Here is a 14553-nt window from a genome sequence, read left to right on the forward strand (position 1 = left end):
CGTACATGATCATGATCATGATGGGCACGGTCGTGATTGCCGGGATCGTAGGCTATCTGTCTGAACAGACTGGCTTTACCCATAACGGCTATCTGCAATCGATCATCATCTGCGTGGGTGGTGCTTTCCTGTTCTATTTCGTGCGCATCATGTTCGGCATCAGCTTTGGCCCGCCGGGGTTGGACGCGGTGCTGTCCTCGATCGGTGCGCTGATCATCGTGCCCACGCATTGGAGGAAATGATATGCCGATCATCGCCCTGATCATCGTCGGAGCCGCTGCAGGTTTCCTCGCCACCCGCCTAATGCGGATCGAGGCCGACATTCCAACCACCATGCTGATCGGCATCGTCGGCGCTTTGGTGGGCGGTTTGGTACTGCGCACGCTCATCACTGTGATAGGCTGGCTCTCAGGGTTTATCGGCGCCGTTCTGGGGGCGCTCTTGGTGATCTGGATCTGGCAGACATATATCCGCCGTTGATCGCTTGACCCGACCGTGATCTGCGACCAATGTCCCGTCAATTCTTTGTTGAAAGGCCTCTCATGTCGCATGATCTGACCGCCGGAGACGTCGCGCTGATGGGCGTGCCGTTGGACCTGCATTCCTCATTCCTGCAAGGCCCCGCGTTTGCCCCGGGTCGCATCCGCGAGGCGTTGCATTCCGGCGCGGCCAACCTGACCGCCGAGGATGGCACTGATCTGGGCGCAACCGACCGCTTCAAAGACACCGGCGATCTGGATGTGTTCGAGATGATGGGGCAGGAACCCATCGACCGGATCGAGGCAGGGGCCGCCGCCCGGATCGAAGCCGGTGCACGATTATTGTCGTTGGGGGGCGATCACTCGGTCGCCTATCCGCTGATCAAGGCCCACGCGGACCGGTATGAGGGGCTGAATGTCTTGCATATCGACAGCCACCCCGACCTCTATGACAGTCAGCAGATCGGCCCGCTGGGCCATGGCTGCCCGTTTGCCCGCGTGATGGAAACCGGCAAGATCAACCGTCTGGTGCAGGTCGGGATCCGCACCATGAACATGCACCAACAGGAACAGGCTGACAAGTTCGGGGTCGAGGTGATCGACATGCGCAACTGGAGCCCCGATCTTGAGATCAGCTTTGATGGCCCGGTTTACCTGTCACTGGACCTAGATGCGCTGGACCCGGCCTTTGCCCCCGGGGTGTCGCATCACGAACCCGGCGGGCTAAGCACGCGCGAGGTGATCGACCTGATCCACCGGTTCAAAGGCCAGTTGATCGGCGCGGATATTGTCGAGTTGAACCCGCACCGCGACCCCTATGGCATGACCGCCATGGTGGCGGCGAAATTCGTCAAGGAAATCGGCGCGCGACTGCTGACGCACTAACGTTCGTCGCAGATTGCGGCAGTGCCAAGGCGAGGGGCGGACCGTGTAGTCATGTCGAACCGGTTCGCTTCGGACGCCGTCATCCAGTGCATCTCTTCCTCGGATGCTGCATCCAGCGTGAACCAGTAGAAGTCGGGATCGACGCCGATATCTTCGAAATAGTTCAAATACCGGTCATGCTCGGGGTGATCTTCGGGTAGCTCCGCAGCGACATAGCCGCCGCCGCCCCAGCTGTGTACGCCTACGCAGGCGCCGGGTTCCAGCACGCGTCGGTTACCCGCTAGAAACAAATCGGTGCCGCCCGAGGCCACCAGCCCGTTTGACGGAACCACCGTGTCGAACCCTTCCTCACGCACTACGCGACTGAAGACCACATTCGAGTCATCATCGACCGAACCTTCGATATTTTGCAGCACCAGCGTCTTGATCTCGGGGTTCTCGTCCATCACTTCTTCAAACGCGCTGAGCGTTGTGTGGTCGATCGTTCCGGACGCGACGATCTGATTGCCCACTGCTGTGAAGCTCACCGGGGCGTATTGCTCTGCGCATGCCGTTAGCAGCAGTGCCGTGGCCAGAAACGAAAGTCTGTAGGTCATCGCGATCTCTTGTCCGTTTCTACCCTATTGCCGAGGCGGTCGGGCCTTGTAAACCGGCAACTGCCAACCGAACAGCAGAGATCCGGCGCGCAACGCCCAGCAAATCAATGCACATAAGCCCAATGCCAGCAGGCCTTCCAGCCCGAGGCGGGTGGCAAACACAGCGGTCAAGGCTCCGATAAAGGCGCAGGATACATAAAGCTCACCCTGTTTCAGTACCAGCGGCACCTCGTTGCACACCACGTCACGCATCAAGCCGCCCAAACAGCCCGTGGTCACCCCCATCAGCACTACGATGATACCGGATTGATCCAACGACAACGCTGCACCCGTGCCAGCAGCGACCGCGATGGACAGGGCGAAACTGTCCAACCAGACCAGCCAATTATACCGGCTTTCGACCAGATGAGCGGTAAAAAATACCAGCACCGCAGCGCCGCAAGCGATCAGGATATAAGCGGGCTGACCGACCCAGAAGATCGGATGTCGGTCCAGCAGCAAGTCGCGTACGGTACCACCGCCCACTGCCGTCAGACAGGCGATGAAGGCAAACCCGACCAGATCAAGCTGCGCTCGGCTGGCCACCAGCGCACCGGTCAGCGCAAAGACCAAAACCGAGGCGTAATCCAGCAGGGCAAGCCCGCTCACGCCTGCGCCTTCTTAGGTTTGAATGGGGCCATGCCGGCGCGCGCCAGTTCGTCGGCCTTTTCATTCTCCGGGTGGCCCGCATGGCCCTTGACCCATTCCCATGTCACCTGATGCCGCTCTTGCGCCTCATCCAGCCGCTGCCACAGATCGACATTTTTGACCGGCTTCTTGTTCGACGTCTTCCAGCCGTTCCGCTTCCACCCGAAAATCCATCCCGTAACGCCGTTCTTCACATAAGCGCTGTCGGTGACGATAGTCAGTTTCGAGGGCCGCTCCAGCGTCTCCAAAGCACTGATTGCAGCCAGCAGTTCCATCCGGTTGTTGGTTGTCTCGGCTTCGCCTCCGCTCAGCTCGCGTTCTTTCAGGATGGTCTCGCCATCCATCGCGCGCAGCAGTACGCCCCAGCCGCCGGGGCCGGGATTTCCGGAACAGGCACCATCGGTATATGCAAAGAGATCAGGCATGAGCGAATACCAGAATGAACCCGTCGTAAGACCCGGCCAAACCCTTCCCCATTCCCTGCACGGTACGATCAATGGTGAAACCTGCCGAGGTCAGGGCGTCCTTGATCTGGGTCTCTGAATAATAGGTATAGTAACGGTCCAAATCATCGCGATGCTCGCCCGTGCCCAGCTTCATTCCCAGAAACAGCTGCCCGCCCGGCTTCAGTGCGGTGTGGATCGCGTCCAGATGACGCGGGAAATCGACGCGCGGGGCGTGCAGCAGGCAGAAACTGGCATAGACGCCGTCATACTCTGCCACCTCGGTGACGTCTTCGAAGGTGCCAAGGTGGGCGTCAACACCGTTGCTCCGCGCATGTTCAACAAAGGCAGGGGTTGCATCCAGCGCCCGTACCTTCAGCCCTTGCCGCATCAAAAACGCGCTGTCTGATCCGGGACCCGAGCCCAGATCCAGCACATATCCACCCTCGCGGACCGCATCTACAAAAGCCTGACGCGCCTCTAGCTGCTCGGCGGGCAGGGGGATCCTTAGGTAATCCGCAACGCGATCCGTGTAGGCCTTGATGGTCCGTTCATCACTCACAGGTAAACTCCCACAGCAAGACAGGTCAGCACGACAGCGGTTAGCAGGACGCGCAGCCGCATCCACCAGACCGGGGTCAACCGCCAATATGAGAACATGGCGTCCAGCAAAAGCAAGCCCGCAAACCCATACATCAGGTTGGTGCCCGCATTCACCGGACCGCCGCCGGTCGTGAAAAATGCCCAAAGTGCAGGCAACACCGACAAAGTGTAACAGGCCGCAGCTTTGCTGCCTGAGGTTTTGGTGGCGAAGCCCCACAGCACGCCCGACATGAAACTCAGGATCACCGAGCCATAGAATAGCTGAATATACGGCCCCACGAAGCGCGACCCCAGCGTCTGCCGACCCCAATCGTTCAAATCACCGTTCAGATAAGTCAGCGCGCCCCAGACAAACGGGATCAGCCCAGTCAAACCAAGGAATAACGGCGCGCGGGGGATGCCGCTCATGCTGGTTCCCGCAATACGCGGGGAACTTTGAACTCGACATTCTCGACAGCGGTTTCGACCAGCTCGACGGTGACATCGTAGTGGTCGCGGAATGCATCGATCACCTCGTTCACCAGCACCTCGGGCGCGGATGCCCCGGCGCTAACCGCAATGCTGGAAATTCCTTCCAGCGCACGCCAGTCGATCTCGGTCGCGCGCTGCACCAGCTGCGCATAACTGCATCCGGCGCGCGAGGCGACCTCGACCAGACGACGTGAATTCGATGAGTTCGGCGCACCCACCACCAGCAAGGCATCGGCTTTCGGAGCGACGGCTTTCACCGCTTCCTGCCGGTTGGTGGTGGCATAACAAATGTCTTCCTTGTGCGGCCCGACGATGGCGGGGAAGCGGGCCTCAAGCGCGGCAATAATGTCCTTGGTGTCATCCACCGATAGGGTTGTCTGGGTGACAAAGGCCAGCTTTTCGGGGTTACGCACAGCGACCTGCGCCACATCTTCGACCGTTTCAACCAGCAGCACCTCGCCCTCGGGCAGTTGCCCCATGGTGCCGATGGTTTCGGGGTGGCCCTTGTGACCAATCATGATCATCTGCAGCCCGGCATCCGCGTGGCGCTGCGCTTCGACATGCACCTTGGATACAAGCGGGCAGGTGGCGTCGACATATATCATCTCGCGCTGGGCTGCTGTGGCGGGTACCGATTTGGGTACACCGTGGGCCGAGAAGATCACGGGGCGATCATCAGGGCATTCGTCCAGCTCCTCGACAAACACGGCACCCTTGGCGCGCAGACCGTCGACGACGAATTTGTTGTGAACGATCTCATGGCGCACATAGACAGGCGCCCCCCATTTTTGAAGGGCCATTTCCACAATCTTGATGGCACGGTCCACACCGGCGCAGAACCCGCGCGGGGCGGCCAGATATAATGTCAGCGGCGGCTTTGTCATTCGGCGATCTCCTGGACCGAACACCTAGGTCTTTTCATTGCCATGGTCCAGACAGCACTGCGTCATTTCACTGACATGAATCGCTGTTAGCACAAGGGTGTTTTCAGCACCTATACCTTTAAAGTCGCGCGGCCAGGGCTTCTGGCCCTGGCCGCGCATATTCTTGCCAACCCCCATTGGTGAGTGGTGGGGTTTGGTGGGGTCAGTGCCCGCCTGCAGCTGCGACGCTGCGGGGTTCAGTCGGCATCTCGCGCGGAGGGCGGCCGATCACGTCGCGCAGATCCTCCAACTCGATGAAGTTATCGGCCTGGCGGCGCAGTTCGTCCGAGATCATCGGCGGCTGGCTACGGATGGTCGAAACAACGGAAACACGTACGCCCTGCCGTTGCAGGCTTGCGATCAGCGGGCGGAAATCCCCATCGCCCGAAAACAGTACGATATGATCAACGCGTGGTGCCAGTTCCATGGCATCGACGGTAAGCTCGATATCCATGTTTCCCTTGACCTTCCGACGCCCCATGCTGTCGGTGTATTCCTTGGCCGGTTTGGTGACCATGGTGAAGCCATTATAGTGCAGCCAGTCCACCAGAGGCCGGATCGGGGAATACTCGTCATTTTCCAGTAGCGCTGTGTAGTAGAAAGCTCTAAGCAGTTTGCCTCTGCGCATAAATTCCTGACGCAGCAACTTGTAGTCGATGTCAAACCCCAGTGCTTTGGCGGCTGCATAAAGATTCGAGCCGTCGATGAACAGCGCTAGCCGTTCGTCCTTGTAAAACATAAAATGGTCCTTCCGGTATAAGCCACCGCACCGTGAGCTCCGTGAGTGATAAAGTAATAGGTCAGTGCAATGGTGTCCTTAAAATAGGTGTTTTAGGCTTTATCGCAAGTATTCTCTGGTCCGAATATGGGGTCTGAAGTGGACAAAACCTTGTCAAAAGCGGTCATTGCCCTAGGGGCAAATCTCAGTCTGAGAGGTTGTGGGCCCAAGGTGACACTTGAGCGGTCGCTGATCGCGATGGCCGAGGCGGGCTTGGTGATTCGCAAGACAAGCCAGTTTTTTGCCACCCCATGCTTTCCGGCAGGGGCAGGGCCGGACTATGTCAACGCAGCGGTTTTGATCGAATCGGACCTCACGCCACAGGGTGTTCTGGACCTGCTGCACCGCATCGAACATGATTTTGAGCGCGCCCGTGAACAGCGTTGGGGCATGCGCACTCTGGACCTCGATCTGGTCTGTTGGGATGAACTTGTGCTGCCGGATGACGCCGAATTTCAGCGCTGGCTGACCCTTCCCCCCGAAGATCAAACCAAATCTGCGCCGGAACACCTTATCCTGCCCCATCCGCGCTTGCAGGACCGCGCTTTTGTGCTTGTTCCCATGATGGATGTCGCCCCCGATTGGCGCCATCCCGTTCTGGACCGGACAGTGACGCAGATGGTTGCAGCCTTGCCGCCCGATGAGGTGGCAGAGGTCAAGCCTCTGTGATCCTCGCATTTGCGGCATTTCTTGCTTGTCAAGGCGGGGATTCGCGCTTAGATAAACCCCTTCCTGCCACGGATTCATTTACGGAGAGCGCCCCATGGCCCGCGTTACGGTCGAAGATTGTGTAGACAAGGTCCCGAACCGGTTCGAACTGGTGATGCTTGCAGCCCACCGGGCGCGCGAGATTTCTGCTGGTGGCCCGATCACCGTTGACCGCGATAACGACAAGAACCCTGTCGTCTCGCTACGCGAAATCGCCGACGAAACCCAAAGCGCTGATGAGCTGCGCGAGCGTCTTATCGAAGCTAACCAGACCCAGATCGAGGTTGATGAGCCCGAAGAAGATCAGATGGCCCTGCTGATGGGTGCGGAATCTGACAAGCCTGCGGATGACGACATGTCGGAAGAAAAGCTCCTGCGCGCTCTGATGGAGGCCCAGGGCCAGGGGTAACCCAAGCGACAAAGGTGCGGACCGGATGATTTCAGAAGAAGACCTGATTGCGCTGGTCCGCAATTACAATCCCAAGACAAATGCCGACCGCATCGAAAGGGCCTATGAATTTGGGCAACAGATGCATGAAGGCCAGTTCCGCCATTCCGGCGAGCCCTATTTCTCTCATCCCGTTGCAGTTGCCGCCATCCTGACTGAACAGCGTCTGGATGATGCAACCATTATAACGGCCCTGTTGCACGACACGATCGAAGACACCAAAGCCAGTTATGGCAAGGTCACCGAACTGTTCGGGGATGAGGTCGCCAAGTTGGTCGATGGCGTCACCAAGCTGACCAACCTGCAGCTGTCCAGCCGTGAGACCAAACAGGCCGAGAATTTCCGCAAGCTGTTCATGGCCATGTCCAAGGACCTTCGGGTTATTCTGGTCAAACTCGCCGACCGCCTGCACAACATGCGCACGATCAAGGCGATGCGCCCTGAAAAGCAGGTGCAAAAAGCGCGTGAGACAATGGATATTTACGCGCCGCTTGCGGGCCGGATGGGGATGCAATGGATGCGCGAGGAACTCGAAGACCTTGCTTTCCGCGTCCTGAACCCCGAAGGCCGCCAATCGATCATCCGCCGTTTTATCACTCTGCAACGCGAAACCGGCGACGTGATCCATCGCATCACCGGCGACATGCGGCACGAATTGGAAAAGGTGGGCATTGAAGCCGAAGTCTTTGGTCGCGCCAAGAAACCCTATTCGATCTGGCGCAAGATGCAGGAAAAGGATCAGGGTTTCTCACGTCTGTCCGACATCTACGGGTTCCGCATCATCACCCAGACCGAAGAAGACTGCTATCGCACACTCGGTGCCATCCACCAGCGCTGGCGCGCCGTGCCAGGGCGATTCAAGGACTATATCAGCCAGCCGAAATCGAACGGTTATCGCTCGATCCACACAACGGTTTCGGGGCGCGACGGCAAACGGGTCGAGGTCCAGATCCGCACTCGTCAGATGCACGATGTGGCCGAAACCGGCGTTGCAGCGCACTGGTCCTATCGCGACGGTGTGCGGTCCGAAAACCCCTTTGCGGTTGACCCGGCAAAGTGGATCGCAAACCTGACCGAGCAATTCGACAGTGAGGATGATCATGAGGATTTCCTCGAAGCTGTGAAGCTCGAGATGTATTCGGACCAGGTGTTCTGCTTCACCCCCAAGGGCGATGTGGTGAAACTGCCGCGTGGGGCGACGCCGATTGATTTTGCTTACGCAATCCACACCCGCATTGGTCATGCCTGCGTGGGGGCCAAGGTTGATGGCATTCGTGTGCCGCTCTGGACCCGGCTCAAGAACGGTCAATCGGTGGACATCATCACCGCCGATGGCCAGAGCCCGCAGGTCACTTGGCTTGAGATCGCGGTTACCGGCAAAGCCCGCACCTCGATCCGCCGCGCGTTGCGCGAGGTCGACCGGGAACGCTTCATCAAGCTGGGTAAGGAACTGGCCCGCGCCGGGTTCGAAAACCTGGGCCGCAAAGCCACCGACAAGGCGCTGGAAACCGCTGCCAAACACCTGCGTTTAAAAGATCGGGACGAGTTGCTGGCCCGTCTGGGCAGTGCCGAATTGACCGCCCATGAGGTGGTCGAAGCGGTATATCCCGAACTCACCAAGGATGATGGCGACGCGATCTCGCCCCGTCGCGCTGTGATCGGGCTTGAACCGGGCCAGAAATTCGATCGTGCCCCCTGTTGCCAGCCACTGCCGGGCGAGCGCATCGTCGGAATTACATATCGCGGCAAGGGTGTTGTCGTGCACGCCATCGACTGCGATCGCCTGACCGAGTTTGAAAATGAACCCGAGCGCTGGGTTGATCTGCACTGGCATTCGGGCACCCACCCCGCCGTCTATGGCGCGACGCTGGATTTGACCATCGGCAATGATGCCGGGGTGCTGGGGCGTATTTGCACATTGATCGGCGAGAAAAAGGCCAATATCTCGAACCTCGAATTTGTCGACCGCAAACCGGATTTTTATCGGCTGATGATCAATGTCGAACTTCGCGATCTTGAACAGCTGCATTCGCTGATGCTGATGCTCGAGGCTGAAAGCGACGTTGCTGCGGTCGAACGGTACCGGGAAAGTGCGAAACCCGCCGTTGCGGCTGGCTGAGAAGGGGTGATCACGAGTGGTTTTCAAGCGCCGAGATCGCCGCTCGCCTGTCCAAGTCGCGTCAGAGTTCGTCTATCCGCGCGGCGGATGGACCCGTGCCTTTCACTATGTCAAACATCGGGTTCGGCGCCTGCCTGACAGCCCGGAACGCATCGCGCGTGGCATCGGGGCAGGGGTGTTTGCCTCGTTCACGCCTTTCTATGGCTTGCATTTCCTGGTCGCCGCCGTGCTGGCGCGGCTGCTGAACGGCAACATTCTTGCCGCGCTCAGCGGCACGTTCTTTGGCAATCCCCTGACCTATGTGCCGATCGCGGTCATAAGCCTGCAAACCGGGCATTTCCTGCTGGGGACCAAGTTCCGCAAAGACGATACCGATGGGTTGATGGGGAAATTTGCGGATGCGATGGGCGATCTCAAGGACAATTGCATCGCTATGTTCACCCATCGCGAGGCGGACTGGCACGGGCTTAGCCGGTTCTATGACGATGTGTTCTTTCCTTATATGATCGGCGGGGTCATTCCAGGCATCGTGGCCGGAGTGATCTGCGCCTATCTTAGCCTGCCGCTTATCCGTACTTATCAGCAACGCCGCCGCGCCAGAATCAAAGCGAAGTTTGAACAAATTAAACGCCTTGCTCAGGCAGAGGCTGACGTTCCCCCGACAAAACCACTAGGCTCGACCTCAGGGACAATGAAGGATTCGAAAGATGTCTGACAACCGTTTGCGTCTGGGCGTGAATATCGACCACGTAGCCACCGTGCGGAATGCGCGCGGCGGGGCCTATCCGGACCCACTACGCGCCGCCCGGATCGCGGAAGAGGCCGGGGCCGACGGCATCACAGCACATCTGCGCGAAGATCGCCGCCACATCTCGGACGCCGATATCGACGGGTTGATGGAGATCCTGTCGGTGCCGCTCAACTTCGAGATGGCCGCAACGGACGAGATGCAGAAAATCGCTCTGCGCCACAAGCCGCACGCCGTCTGCATCGTTCCCGAAAAGCGCGAGGAACGCACAACCGAAGGGGGGTTAGAAGTCGCGCGCGAGGAAAATAAGCTGGCCCATTTCATTGCGCCCTTGCGCGATGTGGGCTGCCGCGTGTCCATCTTCATCGCCGCCGACCAGCGCCAGATCGACGCCGCCCACCGCATCGGGGCTGAGGTGATCGAACTGCACACCGGTGCCTATTGCGATTTCCACGCCGAAGGCAAACTGGACGACGCCGCGCGCGAACTGGAAGCCCTGCGCGAGATGTCCGCCTATGCCCATTCGCTGGGTCTTGAAGTTCATGCGGGTCACGGGCTGACTTACGACACCGTGCAACCGGTGGCGGCCTTCCCTGAAGTGCGAGAGCTGAATATCGGCCACTTCCTGATCGGCGAGGCCATCTTTCGCGGCCTCACCCCTGCGGTTCACGAAATGCGCCGCCTGATGGACGAGGCGCGGGCATGATCACACCAGGCTTTGTGGCGATCTGGTTTGCATGGCTCATGGCCGGGGGCTCTCCGGGCCCTGCCACCATGGGCATCGCCGGAACCGCCATGAACGAAGGCCGCACCGCCGGTCTGGCCTTTGCGCTGGGCATCTGCGCCGGGTCCGCCGCGTGGGGCATCGCCGCCGCACTGGGGCTGTCGGCGATCATGCTGGCCAATGTCTGGGTGTTCGAGGTGATCCGCTATATCGGCGTCGCTTATCTGGGCTGGCTGGCGCTCAAGGCGCTACGTCGCGCGCTGACTTCGGATGAAGTGGCGCTGGGCAATCCGGTCACCGGCTCATTGGGTACGATATTTGCCAAAGGTGCGGCAATCCACCTGACCAACCCCAAGGCGATCCTCAGCTGGGGCTCGATCTACGCCATAGTTGCGCCAAATGACGCCAGCCTTGCTATGCTGCTGGGTTATTTCGCCATGCTTTATGCGGGTTCACTGCTGATCTTCATCGGCTACGCCTTCTTGTTTTCGTCTGCGCGCATGGTCAACGCCTATCGCCGCGCCCGCCGCTGGTTTGATTTTGCCTTCGCGGGTTTCTTTGGCGTGGCCAGCTACAAGATTCTCACGGTGCGCCTGTCATGACCTCTGAGGTGCAAGGATGATCCGCCATTGCGTGATGCTGCGACTCAAGCCTGATCACGACACCGCAGAGCTTGCCGCTGTGATGGATGGGCTGGGCGTGGTCGCAGACCGTTTGTCTGGCTGCGGTGGCTTCATCCACGGCCCCAACCGCGATTTTGAGGCAAAATCCCCAAGCTATCCCTACGGCTTCACGCTGGATTTCGCGGCTCAGGCCGACCTACAGCGCTACGCCAGTGACGAAACCCACCAGCAACTTGGCGCACGGCTTGTCGCGCTGTGCGTGGATGGGGCCGAGGGCGTCTTGGTGTTCGATCTGGAAACGCCCGACGCGGCTGACCAATAGGAGACGAGGGACTGTCATGAAAGCAATCACCTATCGCGGATTTGGTGCGGCGGCGGATGTCCTTGAGTTGGTCGACCTGCCCACGCCCAACCCCGGCCCAGGCGACGTTCTTGTCCGGGTCCACGCCAGCGGCATCAACCCCTCAGACGTCAAGCTGCGCGGCGGCGCGCGCCCTGGCGCTGTGATGCAATACCCTATGGTTGTTCCCCACTCGGACGGGGCCGGAGTGATTGAGGCCGTAGGCGAAGGGGTCGATCCCGCGCGCGTCGGCGAACGTGTCTGGATCTGGAACGGCCAATGGCAACGCGCTTTTGGCACTGGGGCCGAATACATTGCGCTACCCTCCGAACAGGCCGTATTCCTTCCAGATACGACCGGCTTCGCCGAGGGCGCGTGTTTTGGTATCCCCGCCTTGACTGCATGGTACGCGCTCTATTGTGACGGACCGATCACTGACCAGACTGTGCTTGTGACCGGCGGCGCAGGCACGGTCGGACGCTACGCCTGCCAGATGGCCGCACTGGGCGGCGCACGCGTTATCACAACGGTCAGTTCAGATGAAAAAGCCGCCCATTCCGGCGCGTCCGAATGGATCAACTACCGCACGCAAGACGTGGCCGAGGCGGCGATGGACATGACCAACGGCGCAGGCATAGACCGCATTGTCGAGGTTGATTTCGCCGCCAACCAACCCGCTTCCCTTTCTATGATCCGCCCCGGTGGCACCATCGCCAGCTATGCCTCGGCTTCACAAATGAAGCCCGAACTGGATTTCTATGGCTTCATGTTCAAGAACATCCGCCTGCATATGCTGATCGTCTACCAACTCGACGCCGCGGCCCGCCGTCGCGGCGAGGCGCAGTTGGGCCAGTGGCTGGAACAAGGCGCATTGTCCCACGCCGTCGTCCCCGGCGGAGGGCTGATGGATGCGGCAAATGCACACGCAATGGTTGAGGCGGGGCAAAAGCTCGGGACCGTTGTGTTGGAGGTCTGACATGATCCTCGGCATCGGCACCGACCTCGCGAATATTGATCGCATTCAGGGCACGCTCGACCGGTTCGGCGACCGCTTCCGTAACCGTGTCTTCACTGAAACCGAACAGCGCAAGGCTGAGCGTCGCGCCGATACTGCGGGCACCTACGCCAAACGCTGGGCCGCGAAAGAGGCGTGCTCGAAGGCGTTAGGCACCGGCCTGCGGATGGGGATCGCGTGGAAGGACATGGCGGTGACCAACCTGCGCACAGGCCAGCCCGTTATGCATGTCACCGGCTGGGCCGCAGAGCGACTGAAAGAAATGACTCCCGAAGGCCACGAGGCGATCATCCACGTCACCCTGACCGATGATCACCCCTGGGCGCAGGCCTTTGTGGTGATCGAGGCCCGCCCGCTTCAAGAAGCGCCCGCGCAGCCTTGACTTGCCCCCAACTGACCCGCATGTAGCACCCCAACCACGCAGAGACTGGAGAGAGCAGTATGGCCGAGGAAGCCAAATCCGGAAACGCCATTTGGGAGACGATCAAAACCATCGTCTATGCCCTGCTGATCGCGGGCATTTTCCGCACCCTGTTCTTTCAGCCGTTCTGGATTCCTTCCGGGTCGATGAAGCAAACCCTACTGATCGGGGATTTCCTCTTCGTCAACAAGATGGCCTATGGCTATTCCTATGCCTCGTGCCCCAGCCTTATCATCCCCAGCGTTGGCCTCAACATCGATGCCGAAGACATCTGTGGCTGGATGCAGAGCGATGACAACTCGCGTCTGATCGGCGGCGACCCTGATCGCGGCGATGTCATCGTCTTCCGCCATCCGGTGACAGGGCGCGACTATATCAAGCGACTGATCGGCCTGCCGGGTGATCGTATCCAGATTCGTGGAGGCCAAATCATCCTCAACGACACTCCTGTGCCGCAGCAACCCGATGGTGTGTTCACCGAAGTTGCTGAACCGCAGGGCCCACAAGGCCTGCGCCCGCGCTGTTCCAACGGTCCCGTCGGGATCGGCGGTGTTTGCGAAAAGAACCGCCTGATCGAGACCCTGCCAAATGGCGTGTCCTACGACGTGCTGAACATCGGCAATCAGGGCTCCGACAATACCGGTGTCTATACCGTACCCGAGGGCCACTATTTCTTCATGGGCGACAACCGCGACAACTCGGCCGACAGCCGCTTACCGCAATCCGCTGGTGGCGTGGGCTATGTACCTTACGAAAACCTGATCGGTCGCGCCGACCGGATCATGTTCTCCTCCGCAGGTCGCTCGATGCTGTTCTTCTGGACATGGCGCGGTGACCGCTTCTTCAAGGCGGTCAATTGAAGCTATCGGCTGAGATAAAGGCGTTCCAGCAGCGCTTGGGGTATGAGTTTTCCGACCCTGAACTGCTGGTGCGCGCGCTGACCCACGGCTCGGTGTCTTCTGCCACGCGCCCCGACAATCAGCGTCTTGAATTTTTGGGCGACCGCGTCCTGGGCCTCGTCATGGCCACTGCTTTGCTTGAGGCCGACAAGAAAGCTTCCGAAGGCCAACTGGCCCCCCGTTTCAACGCGCTGGTGCGCAAGGAAGCCTGCGCCGATGTGGCCCGCCAGATTGATCTGGGTGCGGTGCTGAAACTGGGCCGGTCCGAGATGCTGTCCGGAGGTCGTCGCAAGCAGGCCTTGCTGGGCGACGCGATGGAGGCGGTCATCGCGGCCATTTACCGCGACGCAGGGTTCGAGGCTGCCCGAGACGTGATCCTCGCCCTCTGGGGCGATCGCATCCACAAGGTCGAGGCCGACGCCCGCGATGCAAAAACCGCCCTGCAGGAATGGGCACAGGCCCGCGGCCAGAAACCACCCAGCTATGTCGAGGTCAAACGCACCGGCCCTGACCATGCCCCGATCTTCACGATCGCCGCTCGTCTGCAGAATGGTACCGAAGCTCAGGCCACCGCAGGCTCCAAGCGACAGGCCGAACAGGCAGCGGCAAAGGCGTTGTTGGAACAGTTGTCTTGATCCGTTTT

The 14553-nt window shown here is 59.8% G+C and carries 21 protein-coding genes; 14 read left to right on the forward strand and 7 right to left on the reverse strand.

The window, feature by feature from the left end; genetic code table 11:
• Positions 1 to 5: 5 nt before the first annotated feature.
• The 3 genes from ACR0MP_RS11865 to speB all read left to right on the forward strand — a co-directional run bounded on the left by ACR0MP_RS11865 (position 6) and on the right by speB (position 1364).
• Positions 6 to 242 carry a hypothetical protein gene (locus ACR0MP_RS11865; RefSeq protein WP_170392629.1) on the forward strand — a complete coding sequence of 79 codons (237 nt, stop codon included), beginning with the start codon at positions 6 to 8 and terminating at the stop codon, positions 240 to 242.
• A gap of 1 nt (position 243) precedes the next feature.
• A complete protein-coding gene (locus tag ACR0MP_RS11870; RefSeq protein WP_480886894.1) occupies positions 244 to 480 on the forward strand; it encodes a GlsB/YeaQ/YmgE family stress response membrane protein in 237 nt (78 codons plus the stop codon).
• Between the two features lie 62 nt (positions 481 to 542).
• Complete coding sequence (gene speB / locus ACR0MP_RS11875) at positions 543 to 1364, forward strand: agmatinase (RefSeq protein WP_480886896.1); 822 nt, start codon at positions 543 to 545, stop codon at positions 1362 to 1364.
• Here the strand turns inward: speB and ACR0MP_RS11880 are convergent.
• From ACR0MP_RS11880 to ACR0MP_RS11910, 7 genes are all read right to left on the reverse strand, one after another.
• Positions 1361 to 1960: a COG3904 family protein gene (locus ACR0MP_RS11880; RefSeq protein ID WP_170392626.1), complete on the reverse strand. Its 600-nt coding sequence runs from the start codon at positions 1958 to 1960 to the stop codon at positions 1361 to 1363. The two genes, speB and ACR0MP_RS11880, sit on opposite strands and share 4 nt — an antisense overlap.
• Before the next feature lie 24 nt (positions 1961 to 1984).
• Positions 1985 to 2608, reverse strand: a complete 624-nt coding sequence (locus ACR0MP_RS11885; RefSeq protein WP_170392625.1) for a trimeric intracellular cation channel family protein — start codon at positions 2606 to 2608, stop codon at positions 1985 to 1987.
• Positions 2605 to 3072, reverse strand: a complete 468-nt coding sequence (gene rnhA / locus ACR0MP_RS11890) for a ribonuclease HI (RefSeq protein WP_170733738.1) — start codon at positions 3070 to 3072, stop codon at positions 2605 to 2607. Before rnhA ends, ACR0MP_RS11885 begins: the two co-directional genes overlap by 4 nt.
• Entirely contained in the window at positions 3065 to 3652 is a 588-nt protein-coding gene (locus ACR0MP_RS11895) for a class I SAM-dependent methyltransferase (protein ID WP_170402322.1), read from the reverse strand. Before ACR0MP_RS11895 ends, rnhA begins: the two co-directional genes overlap by 8 nt.
• Positions 3649 to 4101, reverse strand: coding sequence for a DUF3429 domain-containing protein (locus ACR0MP_RS11900; RefSeq protein ID WP_170402319.1), 453 nt, complete (start codon positions 4099 to 4101; stop codon positions 3649 to 3651). Before ACR0MP_RS11900 ends, ACR0MP_RS11895 begins: the two co-directional genes overlap by 4 nt.
• Positions 4098 to 5048: a 4-hydroxy-3-methylbut-2-enyl diphosphate reductase gene (gene ispH, locus ACR0MP_RS11905; protein WP_170402316.1), complete on the reverse strand. Its 951-nt coding sequence runs from the start codon at positions 5046 to 5048 to the stop codon at positions 4098 to 4100. Before ispH ends, ACR0MP_RS11900 begins: the two co-directional genes overlap by 4 nt.
• 202 nt (positions 5049 to 5250) lie before the next feature.
• On the reverse strand, positions 5251 to 5826 hold the full coding sequence (locus ACR0MP_RS11910) for a LabA-like NYN domain-containing protein (protein WP_039541714.1): 576 nt from the start codon (positions 5824 to 5826) through the stop codon (positions 5251 to 5253).
• A gap of 126 nt (positions 5827 to 5952) precedes the next feature.
• Here ACR0MP_RS11910 and folK point away from each other — a divergent pair, with 126 nt between their 5' ends.
• The 11 genes from folK to rnc all read left to right on the forward strand — a co-directional run bounded on the left by folK (position 5953) and on the right by rnc (position 14545).
• Complete coding sequence (gene folK / locus ACR0MP_RS11915; protein ID WP_170402313.1) at positions 5953 to 6534, forward strand: 2-amino-4-hydroxy-6-hydroxymethyldihydropteridine diphosphokinase; 582 nt, start codon at positions 5953 to 5955, stop codon at positions 6532 to 6534.
• Positions 6535 to 6628: 94 nt separating this feature from the next.
• Entirely contained in the window at positions 6629 to 6982 is a 354-nt protein-coding gene (gene rpoZ / locus ACR0MP_RS11920) for a DNA-directed RNA polymerase subunit omega (RefSeq protein ID WP_010437681.1), read from the forward strand.
• Between the two features lie 25 nt (positions 6983 to 7007).
• The gene (locus ACR0MP_RS11925; protein WP_170402310.1) at positions 7008 to 9140 is read left to right on the forward strand and encodes a RelA/SpoT family protein; all 2133 of its coding nucleotides are present in this window, start codon (positions 7008 to 7010) and stop codon (positions 9138 to 9140) included.
• A gap of 16 nt (positions 9141 to 9156) precedes the next feature.
• Positions 9157 to 9855, forward strand: a complete 699-nt coding sequence (locus tag ACR0MP_RS11930) for a DUF2062 domain-containing protein (protein WP_170392618.1) — start codon at positions 9157 to 9159, stop codon at positions 9853 to 9855.
• Entirely contained in the window at positions 9848 to 10594 is a 747-nt protein-coding gene (locus ACR0MP_RS11935) for a pyridoxine 5'-phosphate synthase (protein WP_170392617.1), read from the forward strand. Before ACR0MP_RS11930 ends, ACR0MP_RS11935 begins: the two co-directional genes overlap by 8 nt.
• Entirely contained in the window at positions 10591 to 11214 is a 624-nt protein-coding gene (locus tag ACR0MP_RS11940; RefSeq protein ID WP_170425202.1) for a LysE family translocator, read from the forward strand. Before ACR0MP_RS11935 ends, ACR0MP_RS11940 begins: the two co-directional genes overlap by 4 nt.
• A gap of 16 nt (positions 11215 to 11230) precedes the next feature.
• Entirely contained in the window at positions 11231 to 11557 is a 327-nt protein-coding gene (locus ACR0MP_RS11945; RefSeq protein ID WP_170392615.1) for a Dabb family protein, read from the forward strand.
• Positions 11558 to 11573: 16 nt separating this feature from the next.
• Complete coding sequence (locus ACR0MP_RS11950) at positions 11574 to 12551, forward strand: NADPH:quinone reductase (protein ID WP_170402304.1); 978 nt, start codon at positions 11574 to 11576, stop codon at positions 12549 to 12551.
• A gap of 1 nt (position 12552) precedes the next feature.
• On the forward strand, positions 12553 to 12972 hold the full coding sequence (gene acpS, locus ACR0MP_RS11955; protein ID WP_170392613.1) for a holo-ACP synthase: 420 nt from the start codon (positions 12553 to 12555) through the stop codon (positions 12970 to 12972).
• Positions 12973 to 13031: 59 nt separating this feature from the next.
• On the forward strand, positions 13032 to 13871 hold the full coding sequence (lepB, locus tag ACR0MP_RS11960; RefSeq protein WP_480734721.1) for a signal peptidase I: 840 nt from the start codon (positions 13032 to 13034) through the stop codon (positions 13869 to 13871).
• The gene (rnc, locus tag ACR0MP_RS11965; RefSeq protein WP_170392611.1) at positions 13868 to 14545 is read left to right on the forward strand and encodes a ribonuclease III; all 678 of its coding nucleotides are present in this window, start codon (positions 13868 to 13870) and stop codon (positions 14543 to 14545) included. Before lepB ends, rnc begins: the two co-directional genes overlap by 4 nt.
• The last annotated feature ends 8 nt before the right edge of the window (positions 14546 to 14553 follow it).

It is taken from the genome of Ruegeria sp. K3, from assembly GCF_056531845.1.

Coding starts and splice junctions, on each gene's coding strand:
- ACR0MP_RS11865 (WP_170392629.1), top strand. CDS start 6: ATGATCATGATCATGATGGGCACGGTCGTGATTGCCGGGATCGTAGGC.
- ACR0MP_RS11870 (WP_480886894.1), top strand. CDS start 244: ATGCCGATCATCGCCCTGATCATCGTCGGAGCCGCTGCAGGTTTCCTC.
- speB (WP_480886896.1), top strand. CDS start 543: ATGTCGCATGATCTGACCGCCGGAGACGTCGCGCTGATGGGCGTGCCG.
- ACR0MP_RS11880 (WP_170392626.1), bottom strand. CDS start 1,960: ATGACCTACAGACTTTCGTTTCTGGCCACGGCACTGCTGCTAACGGCA.
- rnhA (WP_170733738.1), bottom strand. CDS start 3,072: ATGCCTGATCTCTTTGCATATACCGATGGTGCCTGTTCCGGAAATCCC.
- ACR0MP_RS11900 (WP_170402319.1), bottom strand. CDS start 4,101: ATGAGCGGCATCCCCCGCGCGCCGTTATTCCTTGGTTTGACTGGGCTG.
- ispH (WP_170402316.1), bottom strand. CDS start 5,048: ATGACAAAGCCGCCGCTGACATTATATCTGGCCGCCCCGCGCGGGTTC.
- ACR0MP_RS11910 (WP_039541714.1), bottom strand. CDS start 5,826: ATGTTTTACAAGGACGAACGGCTAGCGCTGTTCATCGACGGCTCGAAT.
- folK (WP_170402313.1), top strand. CDS start 5,953: ATGGGGTCTGAAGTGGACAAAACCTTGTCAAAAGCGGTCATTGCCCTA.
- rpoZ (WP_010437681.1), top strand. CDS start 6,629: ATGGCCCGCGTTACGGTCGAAGATTGTGTAGACAAGGTCCCGAACCGG.
- ACR0MP_RS11925 (WP_170402310.1), top strand. CDS start 7,008: ATGATTTCAGAAGAAGACCTGATTGCGCTGGTCCGCAATTACAATCCC.
- ACR0MP_RS11935 (WP_170392617.1), top strand. CDS start 9,848: ATGTCTGACAACCGTTTGCGTCTGGGCGTGAATATCGACCACGTAGCC.
- ACR0MP_RS11940 (WP_170425202.1), top strand. CDS start 10,591: ATGATCACACCAGGCTTTGTGGCGATCTGGTTTGCATGGCTCATGGCC.
- ACR0MP_RS11945 (WP_170392615.1), top strand. CDS start 11,231: ATGATCCGCCATTGCGTGATGCTGCGACTCAAGCCTGATCACGACACC.
- ACR0MP_RS11950 (WP_170402304.1), top strand. CDS start 11,574: ATGAAAGCAATCACCTATCGCGGATTTGGTGCGGCGGCGGATGTCCTT.
- acpS (WP_170392613.1), top strand. CDS start 12,553: ATGATCCTCGGCATCGGCACCGACCTCGCGAATATTGATCGCATTCAG.
- lepB (WP_480734721.1), top strand. CDS start 13,032: ATGGCCGAGGAAGCCAAATCCGGAAACGCCATTTGGGAGACGATCAAA.